Here is a 15,738-nt window from a genome sequence, read left to right as displayed (position 1 = left end):
CATGGGCGATGGGGCTCGACTCGACGGACCTGCGACCGACGCGCTCCTGCAGGCAGGGCGCTTCTTCACGCGGTGGGACGAGACGGCGGACGGCCGCGCGGTGTTCCGCGAGGGCGGCCGGCGCGGCGACGCGTTCTACCGGGACCGATGGCGCCACGACAAGGTGGTCCGTTCGACGCACGGCGTGAACTGCACCGGGTCGTGCTCGTGGAAGGTCTACGTCAAGGACGGGATCATCACGTGGGAGGCCCAGCAGACGGACTACCCGTCGCCGGGGCCGGACCGCCCGGACTACGAGCCGCGGGGCTGCCCGCGCGGAGCGGCCTTCTCCTGGTACACGTACTCGCCGACCCGCGTCCGGTACCCCTACGCGCGCGGCGTGCTCGTCGAGATGTACCGCGAGGCGAAGGCTCGCCTGAAGGACCCGGTGCTCGCGTGGGCGGACGTCGTCGGGGACCCGGAGCGCCGGCGGCGCTACCAGCAGGCGCGCGGCAAGGGCGGGCTCGTGCGGGTGGGATGGGACGAGGCCGTCGAGATGGTGGCCGCGGGCCACGTGCACACGATCAAGACGTACGGCCCCGACCGCTGTGCGGGGTTCTCGCCGATCCCGGCGATGTCGATCGTGTCGCACTGCGTCGGGACGCGGTTCGTGCAGCTCATCGGCGGCGTCATGACGTCGTTCTACGACTGGTACGCGGACCTCCCCGTCGCGAGCCCGCAGATGTTCGGCGACCAGACGGACGTCCCCGAGTCGGGCGACTGGTGGGACGCGACCTATCTGATGATGTGGGGCTCGAACGTCCCGGTGACGCGCACGCCCGACGCGCACTGGATGGCGGAGGTCCGCTACCGCGGCACCAAGGTCGTCACCGTGTCGCCGGACTACGCGGACAACACGAAGTTCGCCGACGAGTGGCTGCCCGCGCAGGCGGGGACGGACGCGGCGCTCGCGATGGCGATGGGGCACGTCGTGCTGCGCGAGTTCCTCGTCGACCGCGAGGTGCCGTTCTTCCGCGACTACGTCAAGCAGTACACGGACCTGCCGTTCCTGGTGACGCTGACCGAGCACGCCGAGGGCGGGTACGTCCCATCGAAATTCTTGCGGGCGTCGGACCTGCCGGGGGCGGTCCCCGGCGGCGAGGGCGACGACTGGAAGACGGTCCTGCTCGACGCGGCGACCGGGCGGCCCGTCGTGCCGAACGGGTCGATGGGGTTCCGCTACACCGAGTCGGGCGAGGGGCGGTGGAACCTCGACCTCGAGGGCGTCGACCCGGCGCTGTCGGCGGCCGACGCCGGGACGACGGCCGCGGAGCCGGTCCCCGTGCTGCTGCCCGTGTTCGACCAGCCCGACGGCTCCGGCTCGGTCCTGCACCGCGGCGTCCCCGCGCGGCGCGTCGGCGACCACCTCGTCACGACCGTCTACGACCTCATGCTCGCGCAGTACGGCGTCGGCAGGGACGGACTGCCGGGCGCATGGGCGGCGGGCTACGACGACGCCGACACCCCCTACACGCCCGCGTGGCAGGAGGCGATCACGTCGGTCCCCGCGGCGGCGTGCGCGCGGATCGCCCGCGAGTTCGCGGCGAACGCGGAGAAGTCGCGCGGCCGGTCGATGATCATCATGGGCGCGGGCATCTGCCAGTGGTTCCACGGCGACGCGACGTACCGGGCGGTGCTCGCGCTGCTGGCCCTCACCGGGTGCTTCGGCCGCAACGGCGGCGGCTGGGCGCACTACGTCGGGCAGGAGAAGTGCCGGCCACTCACGGGGTGGCTCTCGCTCGCGAACGCGCTCGACTGGTCGCGGCCGCCGCGGACCATGACGGGCACGTCGTACTGGTACATGCACACCGACCAGTGGCGGTTCGACGGCTACCGCGCCGACGCGCTCGCGTCGCCGCTCGCCGAGGGGCACCTGGCGGGCATGCACACCGCGGACACGATCGCGCAGTCCGCGCGGCTCGGGTGGATGCCGTTCTACCCGCAGTTCGACCGCAACCCGCTGGACCTGGCCGACGAGGTGCGCGCGGCCGCCGACGCCGGCGAGGCGCCCGACGCGACGGCCGCCCTGGTCGAGCGCATCGCGGACCGCCGCGTGAAGTTCGCCGTCGAGGACGTCGACGCGCCCGAGAACTGGCCGCGCACGCTGATCCTCTGGCGCGCGAACCTGCTGGGGTCGTCGGCCAAGGGCAACGAGTACTTCCTGCGCTACCTGCTCGGCACGCACTCGAACGTCACGGCCGAGCCGGCCGACGTGCGGCCGCGGGACGTGACGTGGCGCGACGGCGTGCCCGAGGGGAAGCTCGACCTGCTGGTCAGCGCGGACTTCCGCATGACGTCGACGACGCTGCTGTCGGACGTCGTCCTCCCGGCCGCGACCTGGTACGAGAAGTACGACCTGTCCTCGACGGACATGCACCCGTTCGTCCACGCGTTCACCCCGGCGATCGACCCGCCGTGGGAGGCCCGCTCGGACTTCGACGCGTTCCACCTGGTCGCACGTCGGTTCTCCGAGCTCGCGCGCACCCACCTCGGGACGCGGTACGACGTCGTGAGCGTGCCCGTGCAGCACGACACCCCCGGTGAGGCGGCCGGTCACGTCGGCGGCCGGGCGCGGGACTGGGCGAGCGGCGAGATCGCGCCGCAGCCCGGCGTCAACCTGCCGCTCCTGCAGGTCGTCGAGCGGGACTACACGGCGATCGCGGACAAGCTCGGCTCGCTCGGCCCGCTCGCGGACCGGCTCGGGTTCACGATCAAGAACGTCACCTACCGGCTCGAGCACGAGGTCGACCGGCTCGGGCGGCTCAACGGCGTGATGCTCGGCGGCGCGGGCGACGGGCGGCCGGCGCTCGACACCGACGTCAAGCTCGCCGAGGCGATCCTGTCCCTGTCCGGCACGACGAACGGCGAGCTCGCCACGCAGGGCTTCCGGTCGCTCGAGCGTCGGGTCGGCAAGCCGCTCGCCGACCTCGCGGAGGGGTCGGAGGAGAAGCGGATCACGTTCGCCGACACCCAGGCCCGCCCGGTGCCGGTCATCACGTCGCCCGAGTGGTCGGGGTCGGAGACGGGCGGCCGCCGGTACGCGCCGTTCACCGTCAACGTCGAGCGGCTCAAGCCGTGGCACACGCTCACCGGGCGCATGCACTTCTTCCTCGACCACGACTGGATGACGGACCTCGGCGAGGCGCTGCCGATCTACCGCCCGCCGCTCGACCTGCACCGACTGCTCGGCGAACCCCGGCTCGGGCCGGACGGCGACGCGCAGGTCACCGTGCGGTACCTGACGCCCCACAACAAGTGGTCGATCCACTCCGAGTACCAGGACAACCTGCTCATGCTGTCGCTGTCGCGCGGCGGCCCCGTCTGCTGGGTGTCGGTGCAGGACGCCGCGATCATCGGCGCCCAGGACAACGACTGGATCGAGTGCGTCAACGCGAACGGCGTGTTCGTCGCGCGGGCCATCGTCAGCCACCGCCTGCCGCAGGGCGTCGTGTTCGTGCACCACGCGCAGGAGCGCACGATCGACGTCCCGAAGTCGGAGAAGACCGGGCGGCGCGGCGGCATCCACAACTCCGTGACACGCCTGCTGGTCAAGCCCACGCACCTCGTCGGCGGCTACGCACAGCTGTCCTACACGTTCAACTACCTCGGCCCCACCGGCAACCAACGGGACATCGTGGCGACGATCCGCCGCCGCTCGCAGGAGGTGGAGTACTGATGCTCGCGGCACCGGAGGTCCAGCGGAGGGCCGGCTCATGAGGGTCATGGCGCAGATGGCGATGGTCATGAACCTCGACAAGTGCATCGGGTGCCACACGTGCTCGGTCACCTGCAAGCAGGCGTGGACGAACCGCGCGGGCGTCGAGTACGTGTGGTTCAACAACGTCGAGACCCGCCCCGGGCAGGGCTACCCCCGGCGGTACGAGGACCAGGAGCAGTGGCGCGGCGGGTGGACGCTCAACAAGCGCGGGCGGCTGACGCTCAAGGCCGGCGGCCGCGTCAAGAAGCTCCTGACGATCTTCGCGAGCCCCGTCCAGCCGAAGCTCGAGGACTACTACGAGCCGTGGACGTACGACTACGAGAACCTCGTCGACGCGCCGCTCGGCGACGACTTCCCCGTCGCGCGCCCCAAGTCCCTCATCACCGGCGAGGACACCAAGATCCGCTGGTCGGCCAACTGGGACGACAACCTGGGCGGCACCGCGGAGCTGGGACACCTCGACCCGATGGTCGCGAAGGTGCGCGCCCAGTCGGAGGACCGCATCCGGTTCGAGCTCGAGAAGACGTTCATGATGTACCTGCCGCGGATCTGCGAGCACTGCCTCAACCCGTCGTGCATGGCGTCCTGCCCGTCGGGTGCGATCTACAAGCGGGCCGAGGACGGCATCGTCCTCGTCGACCAGGACCGCTGCCGCGGCTGGCGCCAGTGCGTGACCGGCTGCCCGTACAAGAAGATCTACTTCAACCACAAGACCGGCAAGGCCGAGAAGTGCACGTTCTGCTACCCGCGCGTCGAGGTGGGGCTGCCGACGGTCTGCTCGGAGACGTGCGTCGGGCGGCTGCGGTACATCGGGCTCGTCCTCTACGACGCCGACCGCGTCACCGAGGCCGCGTCCGTCCCGGACGACCAGGACCTCTACGAGGCGCAGCTCGACCTCATGCTCGACCCGAACGACCCCGCGGTGGTCGCCGCGGCACGTGACCAGGGCATCCCCGCCGACTGGATGGACGCCGCGCGGCGCTCACCCGTCTACGCGCTCGCCAAGACCTACCGCGTGGCCCTCCCGCTGCACCCCGAGTACCGGACGATGCCCATGGTCTGGTACGTCCCGCCGCTGTCGCCCGTCGTCGACCTGCTGCGCGAGCAGGGGCACGACGCCGAGGACCACGGCAACCTGTTCGGCGCGATCGACGCGCTGCGCATCCCCGTCGAGTACCTCGCGTCGCTGTTCACCGCGGGCGACACCGACGTCGTCACCGGCGTCCTGCGCCGGCTCGCCGCGATGCGCGGCTACCTGCGCGGCATCACGCTCGACGAGGACGCCGACGAGCGGATCCCCGCGTCCGTCGGCATGACCGGGCAGCTCATGTACGCGATGTACCGGCTGCTCGCGATCGCCAAGTACGACGAGCGGTACGTCATCCCGAAGGCCCACGAGGAGCGCGGGCACGAGCTCGAGGAGCTCGGCTGCTCGCTCGACTACGACGAGGGCCCCGGCATGTACGAGCAGGCGCCGTTCGGCGAGGCGTCCGGCCGGCCCGTGCCCGTCGCGGTCGAGACGTTCCACGCGCTCAAGCAGCGGCAGACGTCCGACGGGGTCGCGACGCCGTCCGAGATGCACGGGCGGGTCAACCTGCTCAACTGGGACGGCAAGGGGACCCCGCCGGGCCTGTTCCCGTCGTCGGGCGGGCGGGCCACGGCGCCCGGGCCGGGCGCGACGGGTGGCGCCGACGACGGGCCGGGCGTCGACCCGGGCGTGACGGGGACACGGTCGTGAGGGGGCCGCTCGTGCGCGGTCGTCGCGGGTCGTCGGAGCGGCGCACGTCCGCGCGCGTCGTGCACCAGGTCGCGTCGTGGTGCCTCGCGTACCCCGACGACGACCTCGTCGACCGGCTCCCGCTGCTCGTGGCGGCCGTCGACGAGCTGCCCGCCGGACCCGCGCGCGACGGCCTGCGCGCGTTCCTCGACCACGCCGCGACGACGCCGCTCGCCGACCTCCAGCGCGCCTACGTCGACGCGTTCGACCTGTCCGGTCGCCAGACGCTCTACCTGTCGTACTGGACCGACGGCGACACGCGCCGCCGCGGCGAGGTGCTCGCGGCGTTCAAGGCCCGCTACCGCGCGTCGGGGATGCTCGTCGACACCCGCGGCGAGCTGCCCGACCACGTCCCGCTCGTGCTCGAGTACGCCGCCGTCGCGGACCCCGTCGACGGTCCCGCGCTGCTCCAGGAGTACCGGCCGAGCCTCGAGCTCGTGCGGCTCGCGCTCGTCGAGTCGGGGAGCCCGTGGGCCGGGGTCCTCACCGCGGTCTGCGCGACGCTGCCGGGGGAGTCGCCGCGTGACCGCGCCGCCGTGCACGCGATGGCGGCAGCCGGGCCGCCCCGCGAGTCCGTCGGGCTGGACGCCGCCGACCCGCGGCTGCTGCCGCTCGCGGGCGGGGGAGCCGGCGGCACCGCCGGCGTCCTCGGGACCGCGTCCGCACCGACCGGGGGGAGCCGCTGATGGACGTGCTGCTGTGGGGCGTCGTCCCGTACCTCGCGATCGTCACGCTCGTCGGCGGGACGATCTGGCGGTACCGGTACGACCAGTTCGGCTGGACGACGCGCTCGTCGCAGCTCTACGAGTCGCGCCTGCTGCGGATCGGCAGCCCGCTGTTCCACTTCGGGCTCGTGTTCGTCATCGTCGGGCACGTCGGCGGCCTCGTGATCCCGCAGTCGTGGACCGACGCGGCCGGGCTGTCGCAGGAGGCGTACCACGCGATGGCCCTGATCATCGGGGGCATCGCGGGCTTCTGCACGCTCGTCGGCGTCGCGATCCTCGTCTACCGGCGGCGCCGCACCGGACCCGTCTTCATGGCGACGACGAAGAACGACAAGACGATGTACGTCGCGCTCGTCGCCGCGATCGTGCTGGGCCTGTGGACCACGCTCAACTCGGTCGGCGCGGGCCACGAGGCGCACAACTACCGCGAGACCGTCGCCCCCTGGTTCCGGTCGCTGTTCGTCCTCCAGCCCGACGTCGCGTCGATGGCGGCCGCGCCCGCGTCGTTCCAGTGGCACACCCTGGTCGGCCTCGCGCTCGTCGCGATCTTCCCGTTCACGCGCCTCGTGCACGCGTTCACCGCGCCGTTCCACTACCTGTTCCGCCCGTACGTCGTGTACCGCAGCCGGGACGCCCGCCCGACCCCGGGCGCGAGCGCCCCGCGGCGCGGCTGGGACCCGGTCGGCACGCGTGACCGCGAAGGCACGAGGAGGGGTCGATGACCACGACGGCACCCGTGACCCGCGTGGCGGGCCGCACGCTCAACCTCGTCCTCGCGACGTGGACGTTCGCCATCACGTTCTGGGCCTGGAACCTCGTCGGCCCGCTCGCCGCGCGGTACACCGAGGAGCTCGGGCTGTCGTCGACCGAGAAGTCGCTCCTCGTCGCGACACCGGTGCTCGTCGGTGCCGTCGGGCGCATCCCCGTCGGCGCGCTCACCGACCGCGTCGGGGGCCGCCGCATGCTCGGCGTGCTGTCCCTGATCTCGATCGTCCCCGTGCTGCTCGTCGCGTTCGCGGGGGAGCAGGAGTCGTACGTCCTGCTCCTCGTCTTCGGCTTCCTGCTCGGCATCGCCGGCACGACGTTCGCCGCGGGCATCCCCTTCGTCAACGCGTGGTACGAGCCCGCCCGCCGCGGGTTCGCGACCGGCATCTTCGGCATCGGCATGGGCGGCACGGCGCTGTCGTCGTTCTTCACCCCGCGCCTCGTCAACTCGTTCGGGTACGTGACGACGCACGTCCTCGTCGCGGTCGCGCTCGCGGTCACCGGGTTCGTCGTGCTCACGGTCACGCGCGACGCGCCCGCGTGGAAGCCGTCGACGCAGCCCGTCGTCCCGAAGCTGCGCGCGGCGATCAAGCTGCCCGTGACCTGGCAGATGTCGTTCCTGTACGCGGTGACGTTCGGCGGGTTCGTCGCGTTCTCCACCTACCTGCCGACGTACCTGTCCGACGTCTACGGCTACGACCTCGCCGACGCCGGCGCGCGCACCGCCGGGTTCGCGATCGCCGCCGTGATCGCGCGCCCGATCGGCGGCATCCTGTCCGACCGCGTGCACCCCAAGCCCATCGTGCTGGTGTCCCTCGCGGGCGCCGCCGTCATGGCCGTGCTGCTGTCGTTCAAGCCCGTCCCGGAGGTCCCCGCCGGCACCGAGTTCGTGCTCATGGCGTTCTTCCTCGGCATCGGCACGGGCGGCGTGTTCGCGTGGGTCGCGCGCCGCGCGCCCGCCGACCGGGTCGGTGCCGTGTCCGGCATCGTCGGCGCCGCGGGTGGTCTCGGCGGGTACTTCCCGCCGCTGGTCATGGGCGCCACCTACGACGAGGCGACGCACTCCTACACGGTCGGGCTGCTGCTCCTGTCGGCCACCGCGATCGTGTCGTTCCTGTTCGTCCTGCTGCGCCTGAAGCGCGAGGACCGGGTAGCGTGACACGACCGATCGAGGTGCCCGAGCAACGGCAGACCCGATCGTGTGAAAACCGCCCGTCGGCCTGGCCTGGACGTTTGACCAGGAGGCCCCTCATGGCGCACACTCGTACTCGACGGTGCGCATCGCCTGCCCCCTGCGCGGTGCGCACCGTTTTGACTTCCCAGGAGCGGGACGGGTCTTCGGAACCGTCCCGCTCCTGTCGTCTGCGGGCACGTCGACGGCCCGCGCCGTGGGTCGGCCGACGACCTCCCCGGCCCGGCCCGGACGGCGGGAGAACCGCATGACGACGCGGGAGGACCGCGGGTCGACCCCACCGGACGCAGGTGCCGCGACACCATCGGGCGAGCCTCGGCGCGCCACCCCGCCGACCGCTGGACGTGCCGTTACCGTTCCTGGGGTGACAGTCCCCGCGCGCTCGTCCGGCACGGGTCCCGACCAGGCTCCCGCGACCGACGTGACCCCGAACGCCCCCGTCGCCCTCGTCGCCCCGCCGACCCGGGCCGACCTCGTCGACCGTGCCGTCGAACGCTGGCGCGAAGGGCTGGTCGAGGCCGCCGGCGGGTCGACGCTCGCCGACATGGAGCTGCTCGGCGACGCCGCGCTCGACCTCACCGCCGCCCACCCGTCCGGCATGGCGCAGCTCTTCGCCGGCCGGCCCACCCGCCTGTCCAACCTCGTCCGCGAGGGCGCCGCGCTGTCGACCGCCCGCCGCCGCGCGCGCGCCGTCGCGGCCCGCGCCGCCGTGTACGAGCAGCGCTACGGCATCGCCCCCACCGCGCTCGCGATCGGCGTCGCGACCTGGACCGAGCGGCCCGCCGCGCACGGCGACCACGACGACGTCGACGCGCTCGCCGTCGCGACCCGGCCCACCGAGCCCGCGCCGCGCTCCACGACGCAGGCGCGCACCGTCCGTGCGCCCGTCCTGCTGCGCCCCGTCACGCTGCGCGCCCGCGGCACCGGCGAGGCCGACTACGAGATCGCCCTCGAGCCCACGCTCGACGTCAACCCCGTCCTCGCGCGCGCCCTGCGCACCCGCGGCGCGCTCCTCGACCCCGGTGCGGTCGCGCGCGGCACGTTCGAGAGCGGCGGGTTCGACCCGCGCGGCGCGCTCGCGCGGCTGTCGTCGCTCGGCGAGGCCGTGCTCGACGACTTCCGGCTCTTCGAGAAGGTCGTCGTCGGGACGTTCGTGCACCCCGGGCAGATTCTCGTCGACGACCTCGACGCGCTCTCCGCGGAGCTCGACCAGCACGAGGTCGTGTGCGCCCTCGCGGGCGTCGACGTCGACCGCGAGCGGCTCGTCGTCCGCCTGCCCGAGCCCGTCGCGGGAGACCGTGACCCGGGCGTCGAGCGCGGCGTCGGCGACCTCGACCCCGCGCAGCAGCACCTGCTCGACGCGCTCAGCACCGGCGCCCACCTGTTCGTCGACGCCCCCACCGGGGCCGACGTCACCGGCACGCTCGCCGCGGTCGTCGCCGACGCCGCCGCGTCCGGCCGCACCGTCCTCTACGTCCCCGGCCACCGCCGCGCCGCGGCCGCGCTCGCGACTCGGCTCGACGAGCTCGGCCTCGGCGACCTGCTGCTCGACGTCGCCCCCGAGGCCGGCTGGCGCACCGCCGCCGCGCGCCGCCTGCTCGGCGCCATGACGCTCGACGCGCCCGCCGTCGACGGGCAGAGCCTGCACGTCCTGCGCACGCGGCTCGTCGAGCACCGCGAGCGCCTGCGCGCCTACGTCGACGACCTGCACGCCCCGCGCTCGCCGTGGGGCGCGTCCGCGTACGACGCGCTCCAGCAGCTCGCGCGCCTCACGTCCACCCGCCCCGCGCCCCGCACCACGGTGCGGCTCACGCCCGACGTCGCACGCGTCCTCGACGCCGAGCGACGCGCCGCGCTCGGCGCGGACCTCGTCCGGGCCGGCGAGCTCGGCGCGTTCGACGTCAAGCCCACCGACACGCCCTGGTACGGCGCCGACCTGCGCACGCGCGCCGACGCGGACGTCGTCGTGCGGCGCATCTCACGCCTGCTCGACGGGGCGCTGCCCGCGCTCGTCGAGCGCACCGCGCAGGTCGCCGCCGACACCGGGCTCACGCAGGCCACGTCCGTCGCGTCGTGGGCCGAGCAGCTCCGGATGCTCGACGGCGTCCGCGGAGCCCTCGACGTGTTCCTCCCGATCGTCTTCGAGCGGACCGCCGCGGACCTCGTCGCCGCCACCGCGACGCCGCAGTGGCGCGCCGAGCGCGGCGTCGACATGGGCTTCTGGCTGCGTCGCCGGCTGCGGCGCCAGGCCCGCGACATGGTCCGCCCGGGCCGGCCCGTCGCCGACCTGCACACCGCGCTGCTCGACGTGCAGGCGCAGCGCGAGATCTGGCAGGCGCACTGCCCCGCGGGCGGCTGGCCGCGGCTGCCCGACGGGCTCGAGCACATCGAGGAGGAGCACCAGGCCGTCGCGGAGGACCTGCGGGCCCTCGACGAGGTGCTCGCCACGACCCCGGGCGGCAGCGGGCTGGCGGACCTGCCGTTCGCCGCGCTGACCGAGCGGCTGTCGCGGCTGCGCGCCGACACGAGCGCGCTCGACACGCTGCCCGACCGCACCGGGCTGCTGCACCGGCTGCGTGCCGCCGGGCTCGGGCCGCTCGTGGACGACCTCGCGACGCGTCGCGTCGACCCCGCACTCGCCCCCGCCGAGCTCGACCTGGCCTGGTGGAGCACGGTCATCGAGCAGATCCTCACGCAGGACCCCACGCTCGCCGGGTACGACGGCGCCGCGCTCGGCGACCTGTCCGCGCAGTACGCCGCGCTCGACCGCGCGCACGTCGCGAGCCTGGCCGGCCCCGTCCGGCAGGCCGTCGCCGCGCACACCCAGGACGTGCTGCGCCAGCACCGGGAGCAGTCCGAGTCGCTGTTCGTCGAGCTCGTCGAGGAGCGGCTCACGTCGCTGCGCGACACCATCGGGCGACACCCCGACGTCGCCCGCCGCCTGCGCCCCGTCGTCGCCGCGAGCCCCATGCTCGTGCCGCAGGTGCTCCCGCCGTCGCGGACCGTGGACCTCGTCGTCATCGACGCCGCGGCGCACCTGCCCGTCGACATGGCCGTCGCCGCGATCGCCCGCGGCCGGCAGGTCGTCGTCGTCGGCGACGCCCGCTGCGCGTCCGGCACCGCCGTGCGCGAGCTCGCCGCGGTCCTGCCGGTCGTCGCCCTGCACGCCGAGACGTCGCGCCGCGACCCCTACCTGACCGCGTTCCTCGCCGCGCACGGCTACGAGGGCGTGCTGTCGCCGACGCCGCTGCCCGAGCACCGGCCGCTCGTCCGGCTCGACGTCGTCGACGGCACCGGCATGCCCGACGCGTCCACGGGCACCGTCGCGTCGACCCGCGGCGAGGTCGAGCACGTCGTCGAGCTCGTCCTGCACCACGCGCTCATGCAGCCGGACGAGTCGCTCGCCGTCGTCACCCCGTCGCCCGTGCACGCCGACGCGCTGCGCGACGCGATCCTCACCGAGGTCCGCGGCAACCCCGCCGTCGCCGCGTTCTTCGACGGCGGGCGCGCCGAGCCGTTCGTCGTGACCGACCTCGCCAACGTCGCCGGCCTGCGCCGCGAGGCCGTGATCCTGTCCGTCGGGTTCGGCCGCACCCCGCACCGACGGGTCCTGCACTCCTTCGGCGTCGTCGGCGAGCCCGGCGGCGACGCGCTCCTGCTCGACGTCCTCGGCGCCACGCGGCACCGGCTCACCGTCGTGTCCTGCTTCGGTGCCGACGACCTCGACCCCGAGCGCGTCCGCGCCGCCGGTCCGCGACTCCTGCGCGACCTGCTCGCGTTCGCCGAGTCCCGCGGCGCCGGTGCGACCGGCGACGACGTGCGGCTCGTCGCGCCGGGCCCGCGTCCCGACGCCGAGGTCGACCTGCGGGCGGCCGACCGGGCGGAGACCCGCCCGTCGGCTTCCGCGGCGGCCGGCGCCGCTCGTCGTGACGCCGACGAGCACGCCGGCGAGCCCGACCGGCTGCTGCTCGACCTCGCCGAGCGGCTCTGGCGGCACGGCCTGACCGTCGAGGTCGACTACGGCATCCCCGGCGGCACCCGCATCCCCATGGTCGTCGGGCACCCCGACGCCCACGACCGGCTGCTCGTCGCCGTGCTGACCGACGACGACGCCTACGTCGGCGAGCCGTCGGTGCGCGTGCGCGACCGCCTGCTCGCCGACCGGCTCGAGCGGCTGGGCTGGACCGTCGTGCGCGTCTGGTCCGCCGCCGCGTTCCTCGACCCGCAGGCCGAGGTCGACCGCATCCGCCGCGCCGTGCACGGCCGCGTGCCCGCCCCCGCCGTCCCGCGCAAGGCACCCCTCGTCCTCGGGATCCCGGCATCCGTCGACGAGAGCGACGAGGTCGAGGAGCTCCCGCCCGTCACCGCGCCGATCCGCATCTCCGTCCGCACGACCCTCGCGGCGCGCCGCGCGGCCGCCGCCGACGAGGAGCACGACGACCCGGCTCCCGGCGCGCCGGCTGCCGACGGCCTCTCCGCGGCTGCGGCCGGCGAGACCGGGGGCGCCGAGGACGCGGACGTGGCTCCCGCCGACGGTCCTCCCGTGCCGGCGGCGCGCGCAGACCGTCCCGCGACCGGCGTGGCGGCCACCGAGGACGTCGAGACGACCGCTCCCGAGGCGGCGCAGGCACCCACCGGCGGCCCGACGGACGGGGTCGTGGTGGGCGACGCCCCGACGCCCGGCACGACCGTGGACGAGCCGTCGGCGCCCTCCGACGCGCACCCCGCGAGCGGCGGGACGCCCGTGCAGCTCACCCTCGCCGGCGTGCCGGGTGCGCCCCGCCCCGACGTGCGCAAGGGCCTGCCGATCGGCGCGTACAGCGACGACCAGCTCGACGAGCTCGTCGCGTGGCTCCGGTCCGACGGGGAGGAGCGCAACCGCGAGCAGCTCGCCGCCGCGCTCCGCGACGAGCTCGGGATCACGCGCCGTTCCTACCGGATCGACACCGCCGTCCGCTCGGCCGTGAGCCGCGCCCTGCGCTGACGCGCCGGTGCGTGCTCGCGGGTGGTCGTGCTCGCCGCGCGTCCCGGGGGGCGGGCGTGGCGGCACCGGGTGGGATCATCGTGCGGTGAGCGACAGCCCCGAGGACCCGCGCCGGACGGAGGCCGTCGAGCGTCCCGGACCGACGCCGACGCCGACGCCGACGTCGCCCGTCGTGCGACCGGAGGCGGTGATGGCTCCGGCGCGGTCGGCTCGGGGGCCGCGTCGCGCTGTCCGACGGGCCGGGACCGTGGGCACGGACGAGTCGGTGCTGCGGTCGACGCACCCGGCGGCTCCGGCGGACGAGCGGGCGAAGGCCGCGACACCCGCGAAGGCCGCGACGTCCGCCAGCGCCGCGACGCCCGCGAAGGCCGCAACGCCCGCCAGCGCCGCGACGCCCGCGAAGGCCGTGACGTCCGCGAACGCCGCGACGTCTGCGAAGGCCGCGACGCCCGCCGGTACGTCGGACGACCCGGTCGTCGCGCTGCGTGCCCTCGACGACACCGACGTCGGCTGGGGCCACGACCCGGACTCGAACGACGACCGTCTGCAACGGGACCGCCCACCCCACTGGTGAGCGGTGCGGGTCGTACCGTGCCGGGTCTCGTCTCAGACGGTCGGCGGAGGCGTCGCCGGGCCGCCGCCGGGCGGGAACGTCGGGGGAGTGCCGGGAGCGGTGCCCTGGTCGGGACCCGTGCCGGGACCCGGGACCACGCCGGCGTCGTTCGCGACGGCCGGGCTCGGGCGGGCGGCGAGCAGGTCGCGGATCTCCTGCAGCAGCAGGATGTCCTCGGCCGGCGCCGTGGGCTCCTCCTCCTCGCCGCGCTTGCGACGGGCGGCCAGCGCGTTGAGCGGCAGCACAATGACGAAGTAGACCGCGGCCGCGGTGATGAGGAACTTGAGCAGCGCGTCGAGGATCAGGCCGATCGAGAAGACGGCGTCGTTGATCGTGAACGACCACAGCGCCGTCAGGTCCGGCTTGCCGAAGATCGCCGCGATGAGCGGGCCGATGAACCCGTCCTGGATCGCGGTGATGACGGTCGTGAACGCGGCGCCGATGACGACACCGACCGCCAGCTCGATCGCGTTGCCGCGTGAGATGAAGTCCTTGAACCCCTGGAAGACCTTGGGCAGACCGCGCAGGTGCTCGCCGGCGCCCCGCAGACCCTTGTTGATCGTGTCGGACATGTGCGCCCCCGGTCGCTCACGGCGGGCGTCGGGGCCGTCGCCGGGCCCTGACGCAGGTCAGGACGATCATGGCACGACCACCGCGGACAGCAAGGCGGTCGCGGACGCCCCGACGAGGGCTCTCGCCTCGTCGGGCGTGACGGCGACGAGCACGGGTGACGCGGTGGTCGGTCCCGCCCCGAAGGCGCTCATGTCGGGCTCGGCGGCACGGGCCGGTGGCGTCGGGAGGACCAGGGCACGCGAGGCGACGACGCGCCCGTCGCCGTCGTCGGGCGCCGCAGCGATGAGGTCGACGCGCATCCCGGGGCCGAGGAGTGCCGCGGCGGCGTCGTCGGCGAGGCGCACGGTGGCGACGACCGTCCCGGGCGGACCGGCGGCACCCGCGCCGACGAGGACACCCGGGACCAGCGGCGTGCCTCTCGTGAGGTCGACGGCTGCAACACGCCCGACGGCGGCGTCGGTGCGGGCCGGGACGCCGTCGGGCGCGACCGCCACGGGAACGGTGCGGACGGTCAGGTCCGCGCCCTCGAGCGCGGTTCCCGCACGGACCGCGCGCGCGACGACGACGACGTCGACCGTGGGCGGCGGTGCCGGTCGCAGGACGTCGAGCACGCCGACGCCGACCGTCGCGACGGCGAGGGCCAGGAGCACGGGGCGCGCGCGCCAGAGCACGGCACGCAGCCGCAGCGACGTGGGTGGCCGTCGTCGCGCGAGCGGTGGTGGCCGGTCGGGTCGGTGCCGGTCGAGTCGGTCGGGATGCACGTGGCGAACGTACGGACGCGGCGCGCGACGGGTGCGGCGGTCGTCGGCACCCGTGGACGGGCTCGCGTCCGGAGGGGCTGTGGACGGCTCGGTCGAGGGCACACGTCGACGCGGGCTGCCTGGCGCGCGGCTGCCCGCCTCGCGGCCGAACGGCGGCGGGCGGCTCGGACACGCGGACGCCCGCGCGTCAGCCGGTCGCTCGGTAGGCCCGCGGGCGGTGACCGGCCGAGGTCAGGACGAGGCGGCCGGGGCCTTCGTCGTGGACGTCGACGCCGTGCCGGTGCTCGACGACGAGGAGGACCCGCCGCCCGGCGACCCGGACCCGGACGACGCCGGGGCGCTCGACGACGAGGACGTGGTCGAGGAGGAGGACGACGAGGTCGACGACTTCGCGCCCGACGACCGTGCGTCGTTGCGGTAGAAGCCCGAGCCCTTGAAGACGACGCCGACGGCCGAGAACACCTTGCGCAGGCGACCCTCGCACTCGGGGCACACGGTCAGCGAGGCGTCGGAGAACGACTGCTGGATCTCGAAGGCGTGACCGCACGCCGTGCACGCGTACGCGTAGGTGGGCATCGCAGCTCCTGAGGA

The 15,738-nt window shown here is 74.5% G+C and carries 10 protein-coding genes and 1 pseudogene; 8 read left to right on the top strand and 3 right to left on the bottom strand.

From position 1 onward, the window contains the following. Position 1 precedes the first annotated feature (1 nt). The 7 genes from OOT42_RS16280 to OOT42_RS16250 all read left to right on the top strand — a co-directional run bounded on the left by OOT42_RS16280 (position 2) and on the right by OOT42_RS16250 (position 13,774). Complete coding sequence (locus tag OOT42_RS16280; RefSeq protein ID WP_273652204.1) at positions 2 to 3,715, top strand: nitrate reductase subunit alpha; 3,714 nt, start codon at positions 2 to 4, stop codon at positions 3,713 to 3,715. Positions 3,716 to 3,752: 37 nt separating this feature from the next. Continuing rightward, positions 3,753 to 5,495 carry a nitrate reductase subunit beta gene (gene narH, locus OOT42_RS16275; RefSeq protein ID WP_273652203.1) on the top strand — a complete coding sequence of 581 codons (1,743 nt, stop codon included), beginning with the start codon at positions 3,753 to 3,755 and terminating at the stop codon, positions 5,493 to 5,495. Then, positions 5,492 to 6,220: a nitrate reductase molybdenum cofactor assembly chaperone gene (narJ, locus tag OOT42_RS16270; protein WP_273652202.1), complete on the top strand. Its 729-nt coding sequence runs from the start codon at positions 5,492 to 5,494 to the stop codon at positions 6,218 to 6,220. Before narH ends, narJ begins: the two co-directional genes overlap by 4 nt. After that, positions 6,220 to 6,981: a respiratory nitrate reductase subunit gamma gene (gene narI / locus OOT42_RS16265; RefSeq protein ID WP_273652201.1), complete on the top strand. Its 762-nt coding sequence runs from the start codon at positions 6,220 to 6,222 to the stop codon at positions 6,979 to 6,981. Before narJ ends, narI begins: the two co-directional genes overlap by 1 nt. Next, the gene (locus OOT42_RS16260) at positions 6,978 to 8,183 is read left to right on the top strand and encodes a nitrate/nitrite transporter (protein WP_273652200.1); all 1,206 of its coding nucleotides are present in this window, start codon (positions 6,978 to 6,980) and stop codon (positions 8,181 to 8,183) included. Before narI ends, OOT42_RS16260 begins: the two co-directional genes overlap by 4 nt. A gap of 397 nt (positions 8,184 to 8,580) precedes the next feature. Next, the gene (locus OOT42_RS16255; RefSeq protein WP_273652199.1) at positions 8,581 to 13,200 is read left to right on the top strand and encodes a hypothetical protein; all 4,620 of its coding nucleotides are present in this window, start codon (positions 8,581 to 8,583) and stop codon (positions 13,198 to 13,200) included. An 85-nt stretch (positions 13,201 to 13,285) separates the two neighbouring features. Continuing rightward, complete coding sequence (locus OOT42_RS16250; protein WP_273652198.1) at positions 13,286 to 13,774, top strand: hypothetical protein; 489 nt, start codon at positions 13,286 to 13,288, stop codon at positions 13,772 to 13,774. 32 nt (positions 13,775 to 13,806) lie between these two features. On the opposite strand, the gene mscL is transcribed toward OOT42_RS16250, so the two are convergent. Next, positions 13,807 to 14,385, bottom strand: a complete 579-nt coding sequence (gene mscL / locus OOT42_RS16245) for a large conductance mechanosensitive channel protein MscL (RefSeq protein WP_273652197.1) — start codon at positions 14,383 to 14,385, stop codon at positions 13,807 to 13,809. Between the two features lie 66 nt (positions 14,386 to 14,451). Beyond that, positions 14,452 to 15,147 carry an SAF domain-containing protein gene (locus tag OOT42_RS16240; RefSeq protein ID WP_273652196.1) on the bottom strand — a complete coding sequence of 232 codons (696 nt, stop codon included), beginning with the start codon at positions 15,145 to 15,147 and terminating at the stop codon, positions 14,452 to 14,454. Positions 15,148 to 15,364: 217 nt separating this feature from the next. Between OOT42_RS16240 and OOT42_RS20245 the strand changes: the two genes are divergently transcribed. After that, positions 15,365 to 15,568 (top strand): hypothetical protein, encoded by a 204-nt coding sequence (locus tag OOT42_RS20245; protein WP_337251900.1) that lies wholly within the window; start codon positions 15,365 to 15,367, stop codon positions 15,566 to 15,568. A gap of 62 nt (positions 15,569 to 15,630) precedes the next feature. On the opposite strand, the pseudogene OOT42_RS20240 reads toward OOT42_RS20245, so the two are convergent. Continuing rightward, positions 15,631 to 15,723: pseudogene (locus tag OOT42_RS20240) on the bottom strand (FmdB family zinc ribbon protein); the annotation flags it as partial. Positions 15,724 to 15,738: the final 15 nt, after the last annotated feature.

This window comes from Cellulomonas fimi, from assembly GCF_028583725.1.
GTDB classification, from domain to species: Bacteria; Actinomycetota; Actinomycetes; order Actinomycetales; family Cellulomonadaceae; genus Cellulomonas; species Cellulomonas fimi_B.
The sequence above is the reverse complement of the archived record's forward strand: the minus strand, read 5'-3'. Positions and strand labels throughout refer to the sequence as shown.

What these genes read in the sequence shown, in the direction of transcription:
- narI (WP_273652201.1), top strand. Translation starts at nt 6,220, where the DNA reads ATGGACGTGCTGCTGTGGGGCGTCGTCCCGTACCTCGCGATCGTCACG.
- OOT42_RS16260 (WP_273652200.1), top strand. Translation starts at nt 6,978, where the DNA reads ATGACCACGACGGCACCCGTGACCCGCGTGGCGGGCCGCACGCTCAAC.
- OOT42_RS16280 (WP_273652204.1), top strand. Translation starts at nt 2, where the DNA reads ATGGGCGATGGGGCTCGACTCGACGGACCTGCGACCGACGCGCTCCTG.
- mscL (WP_273652197.1), bottom strand. Translation starts at nt 14,385, where the DNA reads ATGTCCGACACGATCAACAAGGGTCTGCGGGGCGCCGGCGAGCACCTG.
- narH (WP_273652203.1), top strand. Translation starts at nt 3,753, where the DNA reads ATGAGGGTCATGGCGCAGATGGCGATGGTCATGAACCTCGACAAGTGC.